Origin of the sequence: Amycolatopsis solani (genome assembly GCF_033441515.1) — a bacterium.
GTDB classification, from domain to species: Bacteria; Actinomycetota; Actinomycetes; order Mycobacteriales; family Pseudonocardiaceae; genus Amycolatopsis; species Amycolatopsis solani.
This window is the reverse complement of record NZ_JAWQJT010000001.1, coordinates 4,221,814-4,240,213: the sequence shown is the minus strand read 5'-3', so window position 1 is coordinate 4,240,213 and position 18,400 is coordinate 4,221,814. Positions and strand designations below refer to the sequence as shown.

General features: G+C 72.0%; 19 protein-coding genes. 7 read left to right on the top strand and 12 right to left on the bottom strand.

Annotated elements, in window-relative coordinates:
* Positions 1–104: 104 nt before the first annotated feature.
* The 9 genes from era to hrcA form a co-directional block, all read right to left on the bottom strand.
* Positions 105–1,001 (bottom strand): GTPase Era, encoded by an 897-nt coding sequence (gene era, locus SD460_RS19615; RefSeq protein WP_290060589.1) that lies wholly within the window; start codon positions 999–1,001, stop codon positions 105–107.
* On the bottom strand, positions 998–1,336 hold the full coding sequence (locus SD460_RS19610) for a cytidine deaminase-like protein (protein WP_290060591.1): 339 nt from the start codon (positions 1,334–1,336) through the stop codon (positions 998–1,000). The genes era and SD460_RS19610 overlap by 4 nt, the downstream gene beginning before the upstream one ends.
* Positions 1,329–2,675, bottom strand: coding sequence for a hemolysin family protein (locus SD460_RS19605; RefSeq protein WP_290060592.1), 1,347 nt, complete (start codon positions 2,673–2,675; stop codon positions 1,329–1,331). The genes SD460_RS19610 and SD460_RS19605 overlap by 8 nt, the downstream gene beginning before the upstream one ends.
* Positions 2,676–2,684: 9 nt before the next feature.
* Positions 2,685–3,251 carry an rRNA maturation RNase YbeY gene (gene ybeY, locus SD460_RS19600; RefSeq protein WP_290060593.1) on the bottom strand — a complete coding sequence of 189 codons (567 nt, stop codon included), beginning with the start codon at positions 3,249–3,251 and terminating at the stop codon, positions 2,685–2,687.
* Complete coding sequence (locus tag SD460_RS19595) at positions 3,248–4,321, bottom strand: PhoH family protein (protein ID WP_290060595.1); 1,074 nt, start codon at positions 4,319–4,321, stop codon at positions 3,248–3,250. The genes ybeY and SD460_RS19595 overlap by 4 nt, the downstream gene beginning before the upstream one ends.
* A gap of 82 nt (positions 4,322–4,403) precedes the next feature.
* Positions 4,404–4,763: a histidine triad nucleotide-binding protein gene (locus SD460_RS19590; RefSeq protein WP_290060597.1), complete on the bottom strand. Its 360-nt coding sequence runs from the start codon at positions 4,761–4,763 to the stop codon at positions 4,404–4,406.
* Positions 4,764–5,168: 405 nt separating this feature from the next.
* The gene (locus tag SD460_RS19585; RefSeq protein ID WP_318306482.1) at positions 5,169–5,921 is read right to left on the bottom strand and encodes a 16S rRNA (uracil(1498)-N(3))-methyltransferase; all 753 of its coding nucleotides are present in this window, start codon (positions 5,919–5,921) and stop codon (positions 5,169–5,171) included.
* 2 nt (positions 5,922–5,923) lie between these two features.
* Positions 5,924–7,090 (bottom strand): molecular chaperone DnaJ, encoded by a 1,167-nt coding sequence (gene dnaJ, locus SD460_RS19580; RefSeq protein ID WP_318306481.1) that lies wholly within the window; start codon positions 7,088–7,090, stop codon positions 5,924–5,926.
* 31 nt (positions 7,091–7,121) lie between these two features.
* Entirely contained in the window at positions 7,122–8,144 is a 1,023-nt protein-coding gene (gene hrcA, locus SD460_RS19575) for a heat-inducible transcriptional repressor HrcA (RefSeq protein ID WP_290061992.1), read from the bottom strand.
* A gap of 167 nt (positions 8,145–8,311) precedes the next feature.
* On the opposite strand from hrcA, the gene SD460_RS19570 reads away from it, so the two are divergent.
* The 4 genes from SD460_RS19570 to SD460_RS19555 are packed head-to-tail and all read left to right on the top strand — an operon-like array spanning position 8,312 to position 10,903.
* The gene (locus SD460_RS19570; protein WP_318306480.1) at positions 8,312–8,857 is read left to right on the top strand and encodes a YbaB/EbfC family nucleoid-associated protein; all 546 of its coding nucleotides are present in this window, start codon (positions 8,312–8,314) and stop codon (positions 8,855–8,857) included.
* Positions 8,857–9,174: a type VII secretion target gene (locus tag SD460_RS19565; RefSeq protein ID WP_290061990.1), complete on the top strand. Its 318-nt coding sequence runs from the start codon at positions 8,857–8,859 to the stop codon at positions 9,172–9,174. The genes SD460_RS19570 and SD460_RS19565 overlap by 1 nt, the downstream gene beginning before the upstream one ends.
* Entirely contained in the window at positions 9,171–10,379 is a 1,209-nt protein-coding gene (locus tag SD460_RS19560) for a hypothetical protein (protein WP_290061989.1), read from the top strand. Before SD460_RS19565 ends, SD460_RS19560 begins: the two co-directional genes overlap by 4 nt.
* The gene (locus tag SD460_RS19555; RefSeq protein WP_290061988.1) at positions 10,376–10,903 is read left to right on the top strand and encodes a hypothetical protein; all 528 of its coding nucleotides are present in this window, start codon (positions 10,376–10,378) and stop codon (positions 10,901–10,903) included. The genes SD460_RS19560 and SD460_RS19555 overlap by 4 nt, the downstream gene beginning before the upstream one ends.
* Here SD460_RS19555 and SD460_RS19550 read toward each other — a convergent pair.
* Positions 10,884–11,942: an aldo/keto reductase gene (locus SD460_RS19550; RefSeq protein WP_290061987.1), complete on the bottom strand. Its 1,059-nt coding sequence runs from the start codon at positions 11,940–11,942 to the stop codon at positions 10,884–10,886. The genes SD460_RS19555 and SD460_RS19550 overlap by 20 nt on opposite strands.
* Before the next feature lie 109 nt (positions 11,943–12,051).
* Here SD460_RS19550 and SD460_RS19545 point away from each other — a divergent pair, with 109 nt between their 5' ends.
* Positions 12,052–12,864 (top strand): helix-turn-helix transcriptional regulator, encoded by an 813-nt coding sequence (locus tag SD460_RS19545; RefSeq protein WP_290061986.1) that lies wholly within the window; start codon positions 12,052–12,054, stop codon positions 12,862–12,864.
* Position 12,865: 1 nt separating this feature from the next.
* Here the strand turns inward: SD460_RS19545 and SD460_RS19540 are convergent, their stop codons facing one another.
* Positions 12,866–14,356 (bottom strand): CoA-acylating methylmalonate-semialdehyde dehydrogenase, encoded by a 1,491-nt coding sequence (locus SD460_RS19540; protein ID WP_318306479.1) that lies wholly within the window; start codon positions 14,354–14,356, stop codon positions 12,866–12,868.
* Positions 14,357–14,489: 133 nt separating this feature from the next.
* On the opposite strand from SD460_RS19540, the gene SD460_RS19535 reads away from it, so the two are divergent.
* Together SD460_RS19535 and SD460_RS19530 are read left to right on the top strand one after the other, a co-directional pair.
* Complete coding sequence (locus SD460_RS19535) at positions 14,490–16,124, top strand: PucR family transcriptional regulator (protein ID WP_318306478.1); 1,635 nt, start codon at positions 14,490–14,492, stop codon at positions 16,122–16,124.
* 58 nt (positions 16,125–16,182) lie between these two features.
* The gene (locus tag SD460_RS19530) at positions 16,183–16,515 is read left to right on the top strand and encodes an SSI family serine proteinase inhibitor (RefSeq protein ID WP_290061995.1); all 333 of its coding nucleotides are present in this window, start codon (positions 16,183–16,185) and stop codon (positions 16,513–16,515) included.
* A gap of 88 nt (positions 16,516–16,603) precedes the next feature.
* On the opposite strand, the gene SD460_RS19525 is transcribed toward SD460_RS19530, so the two are convergent.
* On the bottom strand, positions 16,604–17,965 hold the full coding sequence (locus SD460_RS19525) for a DUF4153 domain-containing protein (protein WP_290061996.1): 1,362 nt from the start codon (positions 17,963–17,965) through the stop codon (positions 16,604–16,606).
* Positions 17,966–18,400: the final 435 nt, after the last annotated feature.

Here is an 18,400-nt window from a genome sequence, read left to right as displayed (position 1 = left end):
GCCGCCCCGACCGGCCGCGGTGTGGTCGAGGTGCGAACTGTAGGGGTACTGCTCCGCCCGCGCGCGGGGATTGCTCCCGTCGCGACCGAAATGAGACCAGGAATTCAGAAGCCCAGCCGGCGCAGCTGGCGGGGGTCGCGCTGCCAGTCCTTGGCCACCTTGATGTGCAGGTCGAGGTACACCTTGGAACCCAGCAGCCGTTCGATGTGCTTGCGCGCGGTGGCGCCGACCTCGCGCAGGCGCTCGCCCTTGTGCCCGAGGATGATGCCCTTCTGGCTGGGCCGCTCCACGTACAGGAACGCGTGCACGTCGATGAGGTCGTCGCGGCCTTCGCGGGGCAGCATCTCCTCGACGGTGACGGCGATCGAGTGCGGCAGCTCGTCGCGGACGCCTTCCAGCGCCGCTTCGCGGATCAGCTCGGCGACCAGGGTCTGCTCCGGCTCGTCGGTGAGCTCGCCGCCCGGGTACAGCTGCGGGCCCTCGGGAAGCCGTTCGACGAGCAGCTCGGCCAGCGTGTCGACCTGGAAACCGTCCACTGCGGACACCGGGACCAGCTCGGCGAAGTCCATCACTTGCTGCAGGGCAAGCAACTGTTCGGCGACCTGCTGGGGCTGCACGAGGTCGGTCTTGGTGACGATGCCGATGACCGGCGTCCGCTTGGCGATCTTCTGCAGCTCGCCGGCGATGAACTTGTCGCCGGGCCCGATCTTCTCGTTCGCCGGCACGCACAGGCCGACGACGTCCACTTCGGACCACGTCGCGTGCACGATGTCGTTCAGGCGCTCGCCGAGCAGCGTGCGGGGGCGGTGCAGGCCGGGCGTGTCGATGAGGACGAGCTGGGCGTCCTCGCGGTGGACGATGCCGCGGATGGCGTGCCGGGTGGTCTGGGGCTTGCTGGAGGTGATCGCGACCTTGGTGCCGACGAGGGCGTTGGTCAGCGTCGACTTGCCGGCGTTGGGGCGGCCGACGAAACAGGCGAAGCCGGAACGGTGCTCCGTCATCGCTCCAGCACCTCGAGCACGGTGCCGTCCGGGGCGGCGAGGATGATCGGAGCGTACTTCGCGATGTCGCGGACCGCGTGCACCGAGGCGCCCTTGAGCAGGCCCTCTTCGCTGACGACGGCGGCGGCCTCGATGCCCTCGGCGCCGCTCGACAGGGCCGCGGCGACCGCGGCCTGGAGCGCGGTGAGCTTGAACGACGGCTGGTCGACCGTGCCGGCGGCGTAGGTGCGGCCGTCGGTGTCGCGGACCGCCGCACCCTCGGGCGCCTGGATGCGGGCGCGCGAAGACCGCGCCAGCGTGACCAGTTTCTGGTCCTCGGCCTCGAGGTCAGGCATGTTCGACGCTCCTGTCGCGTTCGTCGGGGTGGGGTACGCGGGTGCGACGGCGGGTGGTCCGGTCGGCCGGGTCCGTCATCGCCTCGGCGTCGGCCGGGTGCACCACCACGGAGGTGATCCGCATGCGGCCGCGCCGGTCCTTGCCCCCTTCGGCGAACAGCCGAAGGCCGGCGACCTCGGCTTCGGCCCCCGGCAGCGGGACCCTACCCAGTCGTTCCGCGAGCAGCCCGCCCACGGTCTCGACGTCGTGGTCTTCGAGGTCGATGCCGAACAGTTCGCCCAGGTCGTCGACGCCCATGCGGGACGACACGCGCACGGCGCCGTCGTCGAGCTCCTCGACCTCGGGGCGCTCGTCGGCGTCGGACTCGTCGGTGATTTCGCCGACGATCTCCTCGAGGACGTCTTCGATGGTGAGCAGGCCGGCGGTGCCGCCGTACTCGTCGACGGCGATCGCCATGTGGTTGTGCGAGCGCTGCATTTCCTTGAGCAGCTCGTCGAGGCGCTTCGAGTCGGGGACGAAGGAGGCTTCGTTCATCAGCGTGCTGACGACCGTGCTCGCGCCGTCCGGATCCATGTACGCGGCCATGAGGTCCTTGATGTTGACGACGCCGACGATGTCGTCGACCGATTCGTCGATCACCGGCAGGCGGGTGAAGCCGGTGCGCAGCGCCAGCGCCAGTGCTTGCCGGACGGTCTTGGCGCGCTCGATCCAGACGATCTCGGTGCGCGGCACCATGACCTCCCGGGCGACGGTGTCGCCGAGCTCGAAGACCGAGTGGATCATCTCGCGCTCGGAGTCTTCGACGACGCCGCGCTCCTGGGCGAGGTCGACGAGTTCGCGCAGCTCGACTTCGGAGGTGAACGGGCCTTCGCGGAAGCCCTGGCCGGGTGTGATGGCGTTACCGATGAGGATCAGCAGCCGGGACAGCGGGCCGAGGACGGAGCCGAGCACGCGCACGGGCCCGGCGACGTAGCGGCCGATGCGGTAGGGGTGCTGGCGGCCGAGGGTGCGGGGGCCGACGCCGATGAGGACGTAGCTGACCACGATCATGACGACGGCGGTGACCAGCACCGCGAGGCCGAGCGGCTGGAGCCGGGTGCCGACGAACACCGTGACGAGCACGGTCGCGGTGAGCTCGCAGCCGAGGCGGAGCAGGAGCAGCAGGTTGATGTGGCGCCGCCGTTCGGCGACGACCGCGGCGAGGTGGCGCGCGCCGGGCAGGCCCATCCGGGCGAGGCCGTCGGCCCGGGCCTGCGAGACGGAGCTGATGGCGGCGTCGGCCGCCGCGAAGACGCCCGCCAGGAGGACGAGCGCGATCGCGAAGAGGAGCTGGACCATGGCTGACGCCTAGGGCGTTTCTCCCGGCGGCGCGGCGCTCGGCTCGGCGGCGTCGAGCCCGGCGATGCCGAGGACGCGGTCGTCGGTGTTGCGCTGGGCGTCCTTCTTCTCCAGCGCGGCGACGGCGTCCTGGTACTCGCCGAGGATGCGCTTCTGGAGGGCGAACATCTCGCGCTCCTCGGCGGGCTCGGCGTGGTCGTAGCCGAGGAGGTGGAGGCAGCCGTGCACGGTGAGCAGGTGCAGCTCGTCGATCAGGGCGTGCCCCGCGGTCTTGGCCTGGTCCTTGGCGAACGCCGGGCAGAGCACGATGTCCCCGAGCAGCGCCGGTGACGCGTCGGGCGCGTCCGGGCGGCGGGAGGAGTCGAGCTCGTCCATCGGGAAGGCCATGACGTCGGTCGGGCCCGGGAGGTCCATCCAGCGTTCGTGCAGGTCTTCCATGACGTCGAGGGTGACGAGGAGGATGGACAGCTCGGCGAGCGGGCTGACCTCCATCTTGTCGAGGGCGTAGCGGGCGGCGGAGACGATGGACGTCTCGTCGACGTTGACGCCGGACTCGTTGGCGATCTCGATGCTCAACGCCGGTTGCCCTTCCAGCCGTTGCCCTGCTGTCCCTGCGCGTCCTGCACGGCCTGCCACTTCTCGTAGGCGTCGACGATGTCGCCGACGAGCTTGTGCCGGACGACGTCCTGGCTGGTGAGCTCCGCGAAGTGCAGGTCTTCGACGCCGGTGAGGATGTCGCGGACGACGCGGAGGCCGCTGCGCTGCCCGCTGGGCAGGTCGACCTGGGTGATGTCGCCGGTGACGACGATCTTGGAGCCGAAGCCGAGCCGGGTGAGGAACATCTTCATCTGCTCGGGCGTGGTGTTCTGCGCCTCGTCGAGGATGATGAAGGCGTCGTTGAGGGTGCGGCCGCGCATGTAGGCGAGCGGCGCGATCTCGATGGTGCCGGCCTGCATGAGCCGCGGGATGGACTCGGGCTCGACCATGTCGTGCAGCGCGTCGTAGAGCGGCCGCAGGTAGGGGTCGATCTTCTCGTTGAGGGTGCCCGGCAGGTACCCGAGCCGCTCGCCGGCCTCGACGGCGGGCCGGGTCAGCACGATCCGCGTGACCTGCTTGGCCTGCAGCGCCTGCACGGCCTTCGCCATCGCGAGGTAGGTCTTGCCGGTGCCGGCGGGCCCGATGCCGAACACGACGGTGTGCTTGTCGATGGCGTCGACGTACCGCTTCTGGTTCAGCGTCTTGGGCCGGATGGTCTTCCCGCGCCGCGAAACGATGTTGAGGCTCAGCACCTCGACCGGCGACGCGTCGCCCGTGGAAAGCATGCCGATGGTGCGGCGCACGGTGTCGGGCCCCACCTGCTGCCCGCCGCCGGCGAGCTGCACGAGCTCGGCGAAGACGCGCTCAGCGAACGCCACGTCCGCCGGCGAGCCGGTCAAGGTGACTTCGTTGCCCCGGACGTGCACGTCGGCGGCGAGGAGCTCCTCGGCGACCCGCAGGTTCTCGTCACGGGACCCGAGCAGGCTCAGCGCGGCGGCGTCGGGAATGGGAAACCGGGACTGAGCAGCCTGAACAGCGCCATCCTCGGTCTTGGCGACGTCCCCGGGGACGTCGGGTCGGGCGGCACCACCCGGTACGGTTCCGGCCACGTGGCCTCAGGCCTGCTTTCTCGGTGAGTACGACTGGACCCCACCGATGCTACTGGCACCCCCCGACAAGACGCAGGCCGGTTTAGCTACCAGCGCCGAAGAGCCCCAGCGCTTCCCCGCCCAGGACGTGGGCGTGAACGTGGAAAACGGTCTGCCCGGCATCGGCATCAGTGTTGAAGACAACCCGATACCCACTCTCGAGCACACCTTCAAGCTCAGCAACCCGCCGAGCGGTCAACGCAACGTCAGCAAGCAACTGCGGATCCGCAGCAGCCAGCTCCCCCAGGTTCCGATACCGCTTCTTAGGCACGACGAGCACATGAACCCGAGCCTGCGGCCGAATATCCCGAAACGCAAAGGTCGTCTCATCCTGATAGACAACATCAGCAGGGATCTCACCAGCAATAATCCGCTCAAAGAGCATCTCGGCATCATCACTCATGGCAGCACCCTACCGAGCCGCCCGCCCCACTCCCGCCACGCCGCCCACCGACCGAACGCGACGCCGCCCCACCCAACGGGCACCGAGCGGAGGTCGCGGGGGGTCCGGGGGCGCGCCCCCGGCTGGGGGCCTGGGGGTTTGACCCCCAGAAAACACACCGCAAGCAGGCGGCAGCTCGACGAAGCGAAGCGGAGTGAGGTGCCGCACTGCGGCGGACCCTGGGGGTCGATCCGTCGCAGTGCGGCTGCCGCCGGACCGAGGGGGGAGGTGCCCGGCGGGGTCCGTGTTCTTCCCAGTGGCGCGCCGAAACGGTGGGTGGCGCGTTAGTAAACGAGAGTAACGGGTCGGAGTGTGATCGCGCCATAACTGGGCGCAAATTCTCCGGGTTTTTCGGGGTTGATCTTTTCAGTGCCAGCGGGTGGTCAGGGCCCCTAGTGCGCCGAGGGCGACGGCCGCGGCGGTGGAGGTGCGCAGGACCGTGGTGCCGAGGCGGACGGCTCGGGCGCCGGCTTCGCGCAGGGTGGTGAGCTCGTCGTCGGTGATGCCGCCTTCGGGGCCGACGACGAGGAGGAGGTCGCCGGTGTCCGGGAGGGTGAGGTCGGTGAGGCGGTCGGGGACGTCGGATTCGAGGACGACGGCGAGGGACGTCGTGGCGATGAGGCCGGCGAGTTCGCGGGTGGTGACGGGGTCGGTGACGGCGGGGACGTGGGCGCGGCGGGCTTGCTTGGCGGCGGATCGGGCGGTCGCGCGCCAGCGGGCGAGTGCTTTGCCGCCGCGGTCGCCTTCGTCCCACTTGGCGACGCTGCGGGCGGCGCGCCAGGGTACGACGGCGTCGACGCCGGCTTCGGTGGCGAGTTCGACGGCGAGTTCGCCGCGGTCGCCTTTGGCGAGGGCTTGGGCGAGGACGACGCGCAGGGCGGGCGGTTCCTCGGTCCAGCGCTCCTCGACCGTCAGGTTCAGGGTCGCGTCGCGGCCGGGGTGGACCGCGTCGACGACGCAGCGGGCCATGGTGCCGTCGCCGTCGGACAGCACCAGCCGCTCCCCCGCGCGCAGGCGGCGGACGGTGGCGGCGTGCCGGGCTTCCTCGCCGTCGAGGACCGCGGTGCCGCCGGTGGGCACCGCGGCCGTGAGGAAGACCGGCAGGGTGGTGTCGGGCACGGTCAGCGGTGGTTCTTGGTGCGCAGCTTGGAGAACAGGCCGCCGTGCTTGCTGCCGTTGGACGAGAGGGTCGGGGCTTCTTCGCCGCGCTGCTGGGCCAGCTCGACCAGCAGTTCGCGCTGGGCGTCGTCGAGCTTGGTCGGCACCTGGACGTCGATGTGGACGTGCAGGTCGCCGCGGCCGTCGACGCGGCCGGAGGACCGCAGCCGGGGCATGCCCTTGCCGGTGAGGACGAGCTCGGCGTTGGGCTGGGTGCCGGGTTCGATGTCGAGTTCGTAGTCGCCGTCGACGAGGGTGGCGATGGGCACGGTGGCGCCGAGGGCGGCGGTCGTCATCGGGATGCGGAAGTTGCAGTGCAGGTCGTGGCCCTGCCGGACGAAGACCTCGTGCGGGGTCTCGTCGATCTCGACGTAGAGGTCGCCTGCCGGGCCGCCGCCGGGGCCGACCTCGCCCTGGCCGGAGAGCCGGATGCGCATGCCGTCGCCGACGCCGGGCGGGATCTTGGCGGTGACGTTGCGGCGGGCGCGGATGCGGCCGTCGCCGCCGCACTGGCGGCAGGGGTCGGGGATGACTTCGCCGAAGCCGCGGCAGACCGGGCAGGGGCGGGCGGTGACGACCTGGCCGAGGAAGGACCGCTGGACGGACTGGACTTCGCCGGCGCCGCCGCAGGTGTCGCACGTCTTGACCGAGGTGCCCTCGGAGGTGCCGGCGCCGCGGCAGAGGTCGCAGACGATCGCCGTGTCGACGGCGATTTCCTTGTCGACGCCGGTGGCGCACTCTTCGAGGCTGAGGCCGAGCCGGATGAGGGCGTCGGAGCCGGGCTGGACGCGGCTGCGCGGGCCACGGCCGCGGCCGCCGCCACCGCCGCCCGCCGCGCCGAAGAAGGCGTCCATGATGTCGCCGAGGCCGCCGAAGCCGGCGAACGGGTCGCCGCCCCCGCCGCGCGCGCCGCCGTCCATCGGGTCGCCGCCGAGGTCGACGATCTTGCGCTTCTGCGGGTCCGACAGCACCTCGTAGGCCGTCGTGACCTCGCCGAACTTGTGCTGGGCGTCTTCCGACGGGTTGACGTCGGGGTGCAGCTCCCTGGCCAGCTTCCGGTACGCGCGCTTGATCTCCTGATCGCTCGCGTTCTTCGCCACCCCGAGGATGCCGTAGTAGTCCCTCGCCACCGTCTTCGCTTCTCCTTCTGCTCTGCCCGGCTCAGCGGCCGTGCAGGATCTGCCCCACGTAGTTGGCGACCGCGCGCACCGCGGCGATCGTGCCGGGGTAGTCCATCCGGGTCGGGCCGACCACCCCCATGCCGCCGAGCACCATGTCCTGGCCGTAGCCGATCGACACGACCGAGGTGCTGCGCATCTGCTCGTCTTCATTTTCCTCACCGATGCGCACCGTGATCGCACCGGGGTTGCGCGCGGCGGCCAGCAGCTTGAGCACGACGACCTGTTCCTCGAGCGCTTCGAGGACCTGGCGCAGCGAGCCCGGGAAGTCGGCGACGTTGCGGGTGAGGTTCGCGGTACCGCCGAGGACCAGGCGTTCTTCGGGGTGCTCGGCCAGCGATTCGACGAGGACCGTCGTGACGCGGATGAGCGCGTCGCGCAGTTCGCCGGGCGACTTGTCGGGCAGCTCGGCGACCCGCGCGGCGGCCTCGTTGAGCCGCCGTCCGGCCATGGCCGTGTTGAGCACGGTCCGGAGCCGGCTGACGTCTTCCTCGGTGACGACGTCGCCGAGGTCGACCGTGCGCTGGTCGACGCGCCCGTTGTCGGCGATCAGCACCAGCATCAGCCGCGCCGGGGTGAGCGGTACGACTTCGAGGTGCCGCACCTTGGCGTTGGTCAGCATCGGGTACTGGACGACGGCGACCTGCCGGGTCAGCTGCGCGAGCAGCCGCACCGAGCGGCGGAGGACGTCGTCGAGGTCCGTGCCGCTGTCGAGGAAGGTGGTGATCGCCCGCCGCTCGGCCGCGCTCAGCGGCTTGATCTCGGAGAGCCGGTCGACGAAGAGCCGGTAGCCCTTGTCGGTCGGCACCCGCCCGGCGCTGGTGTGCGGCTGGGTGATGTAGCCCTCTTCTTCGAGGGTGGCCATGTCGTTGCGCACGGTGGCGCTCGACACGCCCAGGTTGTGCCGTTCGACGATCGCCTTCGACCCGACCGGCTCCTGGTTGGAGACGTAGTCGGCGACGATCGCGCGCAGCACGTCGAAGCGGCGCTCCTCCGCGTTGGCCACCGGTTCCTCACCTACCTCGTTCGCTGCCGAACCCGAGTTTACGTAAGCCTGAGCCGGTCGTGCTCAACCCGGGCACTCCGGCGAGGTGACCGGCGGAGTCCCACACCCGGGTAAAGGGCGTCCCAATCAATTCCCATGCGCAGTTCTGGAAAGGGATTTCCGGCTTGATGGTGGAACCGAAAAGCGGTTTGCTGCCTCTGATCCGCATGCCCTTCCCGACTTCCGAGGTCGCCGTGAACCGAATTGAACCGGCTTCGGCCGGAATGCCCGAAATCGCCCGGCGCGCGGCCGAGGCGAAGGCCCGGCTCGAGCAGGTCTCGGCGACCGCCTCGAGTCCCGACGGGGCGGTCACGGTCACCGTCAACACCAGCGGTGCGCTGCAGGAACTCACCTTCGGCAGCCGAGCCGACGAGCTGCCGCGGGCCCGGCTCGCGCAGGCCGTCCTCGCGGCCACCCGCCGCGCTCAGGTCGACGCCGCCCAGCAGCTGACCGCGATCATGGCGCCAGTGATCGGCACCGACAGCGACGCGATGCATTTCCTCCAGGAACAGATCCCCTCGCCCGAATTGCCCGAACCGGAAAAAGCGGCGCCGCGCTGGGAATTCACCGCGGAAGAGTCGGCGGCACCGCCTCCGCCGCCCGTGCGGCCGCCCCGGCCTCGGCCGGACGACGACGAAGACTTCGGCGGCCCGATCCTGCGCCGGGGGCTCTGATGGCGCTGAAGGTCGACTTCGACGTCCTCGGCGGCCACGAGGACAAAATCCGCGAGATCGCGGCCAAGGTGCAGCAGGCCCTCGACGCCGCCGGCACCGCGCAGGCGCTCGACTTCGACGCCTTCGGGCTGGTCGGGCAGGTCTTCGCGGCGCCGATCCAGATCTGGACGAGCCAGGCGGAGGACTTCCTCCGCTCCGCCGTCGACGCCGGCCACGAGGTCGCCGATCGGGTGAAGACCGCCCACGGTGCCTTCACCGAGCACGAACAGACGACGAAGTGCCTGATCGAAGGCATCGGCAAGGAGCTGCCGGCATGACCGAGACGCAGGAGAACCCGCTGGTCGCGACGGCCGAGCCGAGCAGCGGCTTCTGGAGCGGCATGGGTGACCCGTCGAAGGGCGAGCTCGACAACGTCAACGCCCAGACCGGCGGCGCGGGCATCTTCAGCGACGCCGCCTCGACGCTCACCGACGCCCGCAACGGCGACTGGGGCAACCTCGCGATGGACGTCGGCACTGACGCGCTCGACCTGCTCGGCGCGGCGATGGACCCGCTCGGCACCCTCGCGAGTGCCGGCGTCGGCTGGCTGATCGAGCACATCAGCTTCCTCAAGGACGGCCTCGACAAGCTCGCCGGGAAGCCCGAAGCCGTCACCGCCAAGGCCGTGACCTGGTCGAACATCTCGAAGCAGCTCACCGAGACGGCCGAGCAGTACGAACAGCAGGCCAAGAAGGTCCAGCAGTCGTTCAGCGACTGCGGGTCCGCCGAGGCGTACCAAAGGACGGCGGAGAGCTACGTCGGCGTCCTGCGCGGAGCGGCTTCACACGCCGACAGCGCGTCGACGGCGATGAACGTCGGCGCGGCACTGGTCGGCACCGAGCGCGGGCTGATCCGCGACATGATCTCGTCGTTCGTCGGTGAGCTGATCGTCAAGGCGCTGGCCGCGCTGGCGGCGTCGTGGTGCACCTTCGGCGGCACGATCGCCGCGTTCATCGCCGACACGGTCATCGAGGGCGGGGTGCTCGCCGAGAAGATCAGCACGCGGATCGCGAAGATCGTCGAGAAGCTCGAGGGCCTGGCCAAGGGCGCCGGCAAGTCGAAGGCGGCGCTCGAAGGCGCGGCGAACGCGCTGAAGAAGGTCGGCAAGGGCGTCGACAAGATCGTGGACAAGAGCGTCGACACGGCCGCGGGCATCGAGCGGCGCGCCAACGAGCTCAAGCAGGCGGGCAAGGAGGCGAAGTCCGCCGAGGAGACGGCCAAGGGGTGGAGCGACGCCGCCAAGGAGCACGTCCCCGGCCGCGAGAAGGTCGAAGGGCTCGGCGACAAGCTGTCCGACGACGGCCGCAGTTTCCTCAGCCAGAAGGAGTGGCGCGAAGGCGGCGGCAAGGTCCCGGGCTTCAACCTCGCCGACGGCGTCGGCGTCGTCACCGAAGGGCGCCGCCAGGAGAACGAGCAGATCGACCGCTACCACGAAGGCCAGGAGGCCTACGAGAAGGAACACCCGGAGGGTGAAGGCGAGTGACCACGGCCGGGCAGGCGGAGGTGGAGCTGGCCAACCGGCAGGGCCGGCTCCACCCCTCGCAGCGGGGGAAAGTGCTCGACGGCTCGTTCTGGCTGGCCGCGGTCTTCGCGGTCGCGGCGCTCGTCGTCGCCGTGGTCATCCCGGTTTCGACGATCGACACCCGGTTCGGCGCGCGGCTCACCGGGTCCACGGTCGCCGCCGCCCTCGGCACCGCGCTCCCCCTCCTCGCGCTGGCCGCCTGGCTGGGGTTCGTCTGCGGGCGCCGGCTGGCCGACGTCCGGGACGGGCGGCTGGTCGCGATCACCGGCTGGACCCACGACTTCGGCAGGCAGCGGCCCGACCGCGACTACCCGATCGTGCTGTCCACCCGGCTCAGCAAGGGCATGAACGAGCACCACTACCTCACGGCGGGCGGGAAGGAGTTCCAGCTGTACCGGACGAGCCCGCGGATCCAGCCCGGGCGGAACAACACCGTCCTGCTGACCCCGCGGGCCCGGCTGCTGATCACCGTCCTGCCGGCGTAGCCCGCGGCTCGATCTTCAGGTCGCCGCGGGTGACCGCGCGGATGTGGTCGCCGCGCAGCAGCTCGTGCGGGTAGCCGAGGTCGATCGCGCTGACGTCGTCGAGGCGGGCCAGCTGGTCCGGCGTGAACTCGACGTCGAGGGCGCTCAGGTTGTCCTCGAGCTGCGCGAGCGTGCGGGCGCCGACGACGGGTGCGGTCACGCCCGGGTTCCGCAGGGTCCAGGCCAGCGCGACCTGGGCGGGCGTGCGGCCCGCCTCGGCCGCGACCTCCGTCACGACGTCGGCGATGGCCAGCGTGCGTTCGGTGACCATGCCCATCCCGGCGTTGAAGCTCCGGCGGGTGCTCTCCCCGGAGCCGGCGCCGCGGTACTTGCCGGACAGCACGCCGCCGCCCAGCGGCGAGTACGGCGCCACCCCGAGGCCGAGCTCCCGCGCCATCGGGATCAGGTCGCGTTCGGCGTCCCGCCGGATCAGGCTGTACTCGACCTGCAGCGCGATCAGCGGCGACCAGCCCCGCAGGTCCGCGATCGCCTGCATCCGCGAGACTTCCCAGGCCGGCACGTTGGACATCGCCACGTACCGGACCTTGCCCTGGCGGACCAGGTCGTCGAGGCCGCGCAGGATCTCCTCGACCGGCGTCGTGAAGTCCCAGACGTGCAGGTAGAGCAGGTCGAGGTAGTCCGTGCCCAGCTGCCGGAGGCTGGCTTCCACCGACGCGAACAGGCTCTTGCGGTGCGGGCCGCCGGAGTTCGGGTCGCCGGGCCGCAGCAGCGTCGTGTACTTCGTCGCCAGCACCAGGCTTTCGCGGTGCTCGCGGGCGAACTCGCCCAGCAGCCGTTCGGAGCTGCCGTCGGTGTACGTCGGTGCCGTGTCGAGGAAGTTGCCGCCGCGCTCGACGTAGGTGTCGAACAGCTTGCGCGCGTCGGCCGCTTCCGCGCCCCAGCCCCACTCGGTGCCGAAGGTCGCCGTGCCCAGTGCCAGCGGCGAGACCCGCAGCCCGGACCGGCCCAGCAGCCGGTAGGTGTCGAGGGTGAGCGCCATCGAGTCCTCCTGTGTCGTGATGTGCGTCCAGCCTCTGCCGGGGGCGCTCACGGGGTAAGGGAAGGACCTTCCTGGGAACAGCGGTCCCACCCTGCCGGTTGGACCCGGTATGAGCACCGCCACCGTGGAGCTGGCCGCGTTCCTGCGGACCCGGCGCGAGCGCCTGAACCCGGACGATTTCGGCCTGCCGGTGCGCCGGTCGCGGCGGACCCCGGGACTGCGCCGCGAAGAGGTCGCCGAGCTGGCCGGGGTCAGCGTCGACTACGTCGTGCGCTTGGAGCAGGCACGCGGGTTGCGCCCTTCGGCGGCCGTGGTGGAAGCGCTGTCGGGGGCGTTGCGCCTGACCGCCGAGGAGCGCGCCTACTTCTTCGACCTGACCCGCCAGCGCCCGCGCGGGGCCGACGAGCCCGCCACCACGGCGGTGCCGTCGCTCGCGCGGCTGGTCGAGGACCTGTCGCCGCTGCCCGCGATGCTGCTGAACCACCGCTTCGACATCCTCGCCTGGAACGGTGAGATGGCGCGGCTGCTGCTGGACTTCGGCACCCTGCCGCCGGCACAGCGGAACGCGATGTGGCTGTGCCTGCTGCACCCGGAGCTCCGCGAGTCCTACGTCGACCGCGAACGCGTCGTGCGCGAAGGGATCGCCCACCTGCGCGCCGCGTGGGCCGCGCACCCGGACGACCCGGTGCTGACCGCGCTCATCGCCGAATGCACCGAGGGCAACGCGGAGTTCGCGCGGCTGTGGGCCGAGCGGGACGTGCGGGGCACCGGCGGCGGGAGCAAGGTGCTGCGCCACCCCGTGGCCGGGGTGATCGCCGTGGACTTCGAGGTGCTCGTGCCGCTGCGGGACACCGGCCAGCGGCTGATGATCGGCCGTCCCGCGGACGACGAGAGCCGGGAAGCGCTCGCCGCCCGCGCGTAGCTCAGGAGTTGCGCGGGAACCCGAGGTTGACGCCGGCGTGCGAGCGGTCCGGCCACCGCGACGTCACGACCTTCGTCCGGGTGAAGAAGTGGAAGCCTTCCGGCCCGTACGCGTGGCTGTCGCCGAACAGCGAGTCCTTCCAGCCGCCGAAGGAGTAGTAGCCGACCGGGACCGGGATCGGCACGTTGACGCCGACCATGCCGACCTCGACCTCGTTCTGGAACTTCCGCGCGGCCGCGCCGTCGCCGGTGAAGACGGCCGTGCCGTTGCCGTACGGGTTCGCGTTGATCAGGTCCAGCGCGTCGTCGTAGGAAGCCGTGCGCGCCACCGAAAGCACCGGGCCGAAGATCTCGTCGGTGTAGATCGACATCTCCGGGCGGACGTGGTCGAACAGCGTCGGCCCGAGCCAGAACCCGTCGCCGGGCACCTCGATCCCGCGGCCGTCCACGACGAGCGACGCGCCTTCCGCCACTCCGGCGTCCACATAGGACTGGACTTTCGCGTGGTGCGTCGCCGTGACCAGCGGGCCCATCTCGGACTCGGGGTCGCGGCCGTCGCCGACGCGCAGCCGCGCGATCCGCTCGGCGATCTTCGCGACCAGTTCGTCGCCGACCGGGTCGACGGCGACGACCACCGACACCGCCATGCAGCGCTCCCCCGCCGAGCCGAACCCGGCCGACACCGCGGCGTCGGCGGCGAGGTCGAGGTCGGCGTCCGGCAGCACGACCATGTGGTTCTTGGCCCCGCCGAGCGCCTGGACGCGCTTGCCGTGCCGGGTGCCGGTTTCGTAGACGTACCGCGCGATCGGCGTCGACCCGACGAACGAGATCGCCTTGACGTCGGCGTGCTCCAGCAGCCCGTCGACCGCGGCCTTGTCGCCGTGCAGCACGTTGAGCGCACCCGCGGGCAGCCCGGCCTCGGCGAACAGCTCGGCGATGAACACCGCCGCCGACGGGTCCTTCTCGCTCGGCTTGAGCACGACGGTGTTGCCGCAGGCCAGCGCGTTGGGCACGAACCACAGCGGCACCATGGCCGGGAAGTTGAACGGCGAGATCACGCCGACCACGCCGAGCGGCTGGGCGATCGAGTAGACGTCGACGCCGGTGGAGGCGTTCTCGCTGAAGCCGCCCTTGAGCAGCTGGGGCGCGCCGCACGCGTACTCGACGTTCTCGATCGCGCGGGCGATCTCCCCCGCCGCGTCCGACTCGACCTTGCCGTGCTCGCTCGTGATGATCTTCGCCAGCTCGTGCTTGCGGGCCGACAGCAGCTCGCGGAAGGCGAACAGCACCCGCGTCCGCCCCGCCAGCGACGTCCCGCGCCAACCCGGCAGCGCCGCCTTGGCCGCGGCGACGGCGGCCTCGACCTCGGCGTCCCCCGCGAAGTCGACCTGCGCCCGGACCTGGCCGGTGGCGGGGTCGAACACGTCGCCGCTGCGCGCGGGGGTCCCGGTGAACGGCTTGCCGTCGATCCAGTGGCTGATGCGGTCGCTCACGGCGGTGCGCTCCTTCGCTCGGGGGACGTCCACCCGAGTCTCCGGGCGGGCGCCACGCGGACACCATCGGCAACGTGTACGCCAGTTGCCCCTCGGCCGTACAGTCTGTGCCTGCCGATCACCGCGAGGAGCCATGTACCCGACCGTCGCCGAGGCGCTGGCGCTGCCGGTGCTGCGCCAGGGCCGCCCGCACGTCGTCGCCGGCGCGGCCGGGCTGGACGCGCGGGTGCGCTGGGCGCACGTCGCCGAAGTCGCCGACATCGCGCACCTGCTGCGCGGCGGCGAGCTGGTGCTGACCACCGGCGTCGCGCTCCCCGACGACGGCCCGGCGCTGGCCCGCTACGTCGCCGACCTGGCCGGGGTCGGCGCGGCCGGTGTGGTGATCGAACTGGTCCGGCACTGGAGCGACAAGCTGCCCGCCGCGCTGGTCGACGCGGCCGAAGAACACGGCCTGCCCCTGGTCACGCTCTCGCGCGAGACGCGGTTCGTGAGCGTCACCGAGGCGGTGAACGGCCAGATCGTCGACGCCCAGGTCGCCGAACTGCGCGCCGCCGAGCGCGTGCACGAGACGTTCACCGCGCTGACCGTCGCGGGCGCCGAACCCGGCGTCGTGCTGGGCGAGGTCGCCCGGCTCACCGAGCAGCCGGTGGTGCTGGAGACGCTCTCGCACGAGCTGCTCGCCTACGACGCGGCCGGCACGGACCCGGCCGAGCTGCTCGCCGGCTGGCCGGCGCGCTCGCGGGTGGTGCAGCTCGGCGAGCGGACCGGCTACCACCCCGGTTCGGGCTGGCTGGTCACCGTGGTCGGCGCGCGCGGGCACGACTGGGGACGGCTGGTGCTCGTCTGCGCCGACCTGCCGCCGCACCGCCACCGGGTGGTCGCCGAGCGGGCGGCGTCCGCGCTGGCCGTGCACCGGCTGGTCGCCAAGGACTCCGACGGCCTCGAACGGCAGGCCCACCGCGCGGTGCTCACCGAACTGCTCGCCTCGCCGGCACCGTCGTCGGAGCTGCTCGCGCGGGCTTCGGCGCTCGCCGTGCCGCTGACCGGGCGGCAGCTGGTCGGGCTGGCGGTCCGGCCGCGGCTGGCCGGCAGCCGTCCCGCGCTGTCCACGCCGCCGGTGCTGCGCGAGCTGGCCGAGGCGACGGTGCTGGCGGCCCGCCGCGCGAAGGTGTCGGCGCTGGTGGCCACCGACGACCTCGGGGTGCGGGCGCTGCTCGCGCTGTCGCGGGAGGCGAACGCCGACGCCGTGCTGCACCGGCTCGCCACCGACGTCCACGAGGCCAGGGGCAGCGCACCCGGCGTGCTGGCGGTCGGGACGACGGTGGCGTCGCCCGCCGAAGCGCACCGGACGCTGCAGGAGGCGGCGCACGTCGCGGCGGCCGCGCTCGGGGCGGGCGACGAGCGCGTCCTGCACCGCCTGTCCGACGTCCGCCTGCGCGGCCTGCTGCACCTGCTGGCGGGCGACGAGCGGGTGACGGCGTTCGCGCACCGGGAGCTGGGCCCGCTGCTGCAGCGCGACGCCGCTTCGGGCAGCCGGCTCGTCCAGGCCCTGCGGCACTACTGCGAGCAGGGCGGCAACAAGTCGGCGGCGGCCGCGGCCGCGCACACCTCGCGGACGGCGTACTACCAGCAGCTCGCCCGGATCGAGCAGGTCCTCGGCGTCCGGCTGGAGGACCCGGAGTCGATGCTCTCGCTCTACGTCGCCCTACTGGCGTCTGACCTCACTCGGACGAGCGAAGAAGACTCACCCGGACGTGGAGCACAGTGATCGCCCCGGGGCTGCCGATGACACCGATATGGCCTTACTCCCCTTCGCTGCCTGCTTGATGAGCTTGAGCTGCCTCGCGCCCGCGCAGCCGCCGGCGTCGACGCTGCAGCTGACCACCCACGACACCGCGAACCGGATCGGCTCGGTGGTGCTCACGTGCGAGCCGACCGGCGGCACGCACCCGAAGCGCGACAAGGCGTGCGCGGTGCTTTCCGGCGCGGGCGGCGACTTCTCGCGGATCAACGCGCGGCACCAGGCGTGCACGCTGATCTACGCCCCGGTCGACGTCACGGCGGTCGGCACCTGGCGCGGCAAGCCGGTGTCGTTCCGCACGACGTTCCCGAACCGCTGCGCCGCCGACCGCGACTCGGACGACGTCTTCGCGTTCTGAGCAGTGCGCGGAAGGCGCCGGACCGCCCCCACGACGGCCCGGCGCCTTCCGCGCATGTGGTTAACCACGCCTGGCCCGCGGGTCCGGTTCAGCCGCAGCGCCCGAGAGGTACGTCACGTGCCGAGGCGCGGGCGAGGTTCCAGGCCGGCCACCCGTCCGCGGCGTCGCCGGCGAGCACCTGCCGCAGCACGCAGGTGCGCAGCGGTTCCGGCAGCCGCGCCTCGACCACCGGCACGACGTCGGCGGAGAACCCGGCCAGGTAGTGGTGGTCCAGCGGCTTCCCGGCGGCGGCGCGCTCGAGGTTGGCCTCGGCGATGAGCCGTTCCGGGTCGAGCACGGCGAGCGCGAGCAGCGCGACGGCGGCCGTCCCGATCGCGGCCCGCGGCAGCCACGACGGGCGCAGCCGGACCAGCGACACCAGCACCAGGACGAAAACGGCGCCGAACCACAGTTCGCAGACCTCGACCAGCAGCCGCAGCACGGTGAAGCCGTACGCCTGCTGGTAGGTGATCATGCGGCTGAGCGCCGAGCCGACGAGCACGAGGCTCAACGCGCTCAGCGCGCCGAGCAGCACGCGCTGGCGGAGCCGGTCGGCCTTCGCCGTGTTCGGGGCCCAGCGCAGGGCCGCGGTGACGATGGCCAGCGTGAGGACGGTGACCGCGCAGAGCTGCCAGAAGCCGCCGCGGGCGTACTCCGCCGACGTCAGGCCGCTGGTGCGCAGGACGTATTCCGTGCCGCCGAAGAGCACGACCAGCCGGACGGCGACGAACACGCTGAACAACAGGACGAGGACGACGAGCGGGACCGTCCACTCCAGACCGTACTTGGTCCTCATCGGACGCTCGTCGCTCGCCTTTTCGGCTGGTGCGGCGGCGAAGTAGCACGCTCCCGCCACGAGCAACGCGACGACGGCGAAGACCACGCACCACCGCACGAGCACGGCGGGGCTGAGATCGGGGACCACGGCGGTGACGACGGCGGCGAAGGCGGCATCGGCACTGGCGAGCAGCGGCACGAACACGGCAACGAGCACCGCCGACCCGAGCACGGCGAGCGCGATGCGGCGGGCGACCCCGTCCCGGCGGGCGGCGAAGCGCCCGAGCCCGCGACCGGCCCACGGGATGGCGCGGAGGGCTTCGAGGGGCAGCGCGACCATGTCGTAGAGGACACTGTGGACGGTCCGCGCCCCGACGACGGCCAGCGACCCGGCCACGACGGCGGCGGGCACGCAGAGGACGAACAGCCACCCCGAGGCCCGGAAGGTCCCGACGCTCAGGAGGGCGAGGGCCAGCACGGCCCAGCTCACGCTCCCCGCGGTGAAGCGGCCTCGGTTCGCGACCCCCACGGCGACGGCGACGGCCAGGCCGGCGAGCAGCCAGCCGACGCCGGGCCGGTCGACGGGGAGGACGAGCGCCCCGGCCACCCCGGCGACACCGGCGGCGGGGAGCACGGCCGGAGGCAGGGGGACGGTCGCGGACTTGGGTGGCGGGAGGTGGTGGAGGAGGACAGGCGGAGCGGCAACGGCGACTCCGCCGGTGCCGCTTGCCGCGGGCCAGGGAGGACTCGCGGCCATTCCACCCGCACCGCTTGCCACCGGCCCGGCCGAACTCGCAGCCACTCCGCCCGCACCACTCACCCCGGACCCAGCCGGCCCCGCGCCCACCCCACCCGCGCCACTCACCCCGGACCCAGCCGGCCCCGCGCCAACCCCACCCCTCACCGCAGGCCCACCCGAACGCGCAGCCACTCCACCCGCGCCGCCCGCCGCGGACCCAGCCGGACCGACCGGCGCGCCACCCGCGGCAGCTTGGCGCTTACCCCTCGGCACCCCCTTCCCCTCAGCCGGCTGCCCCGGTCCACCCACACTGCTCTTCGGCATCTCAAC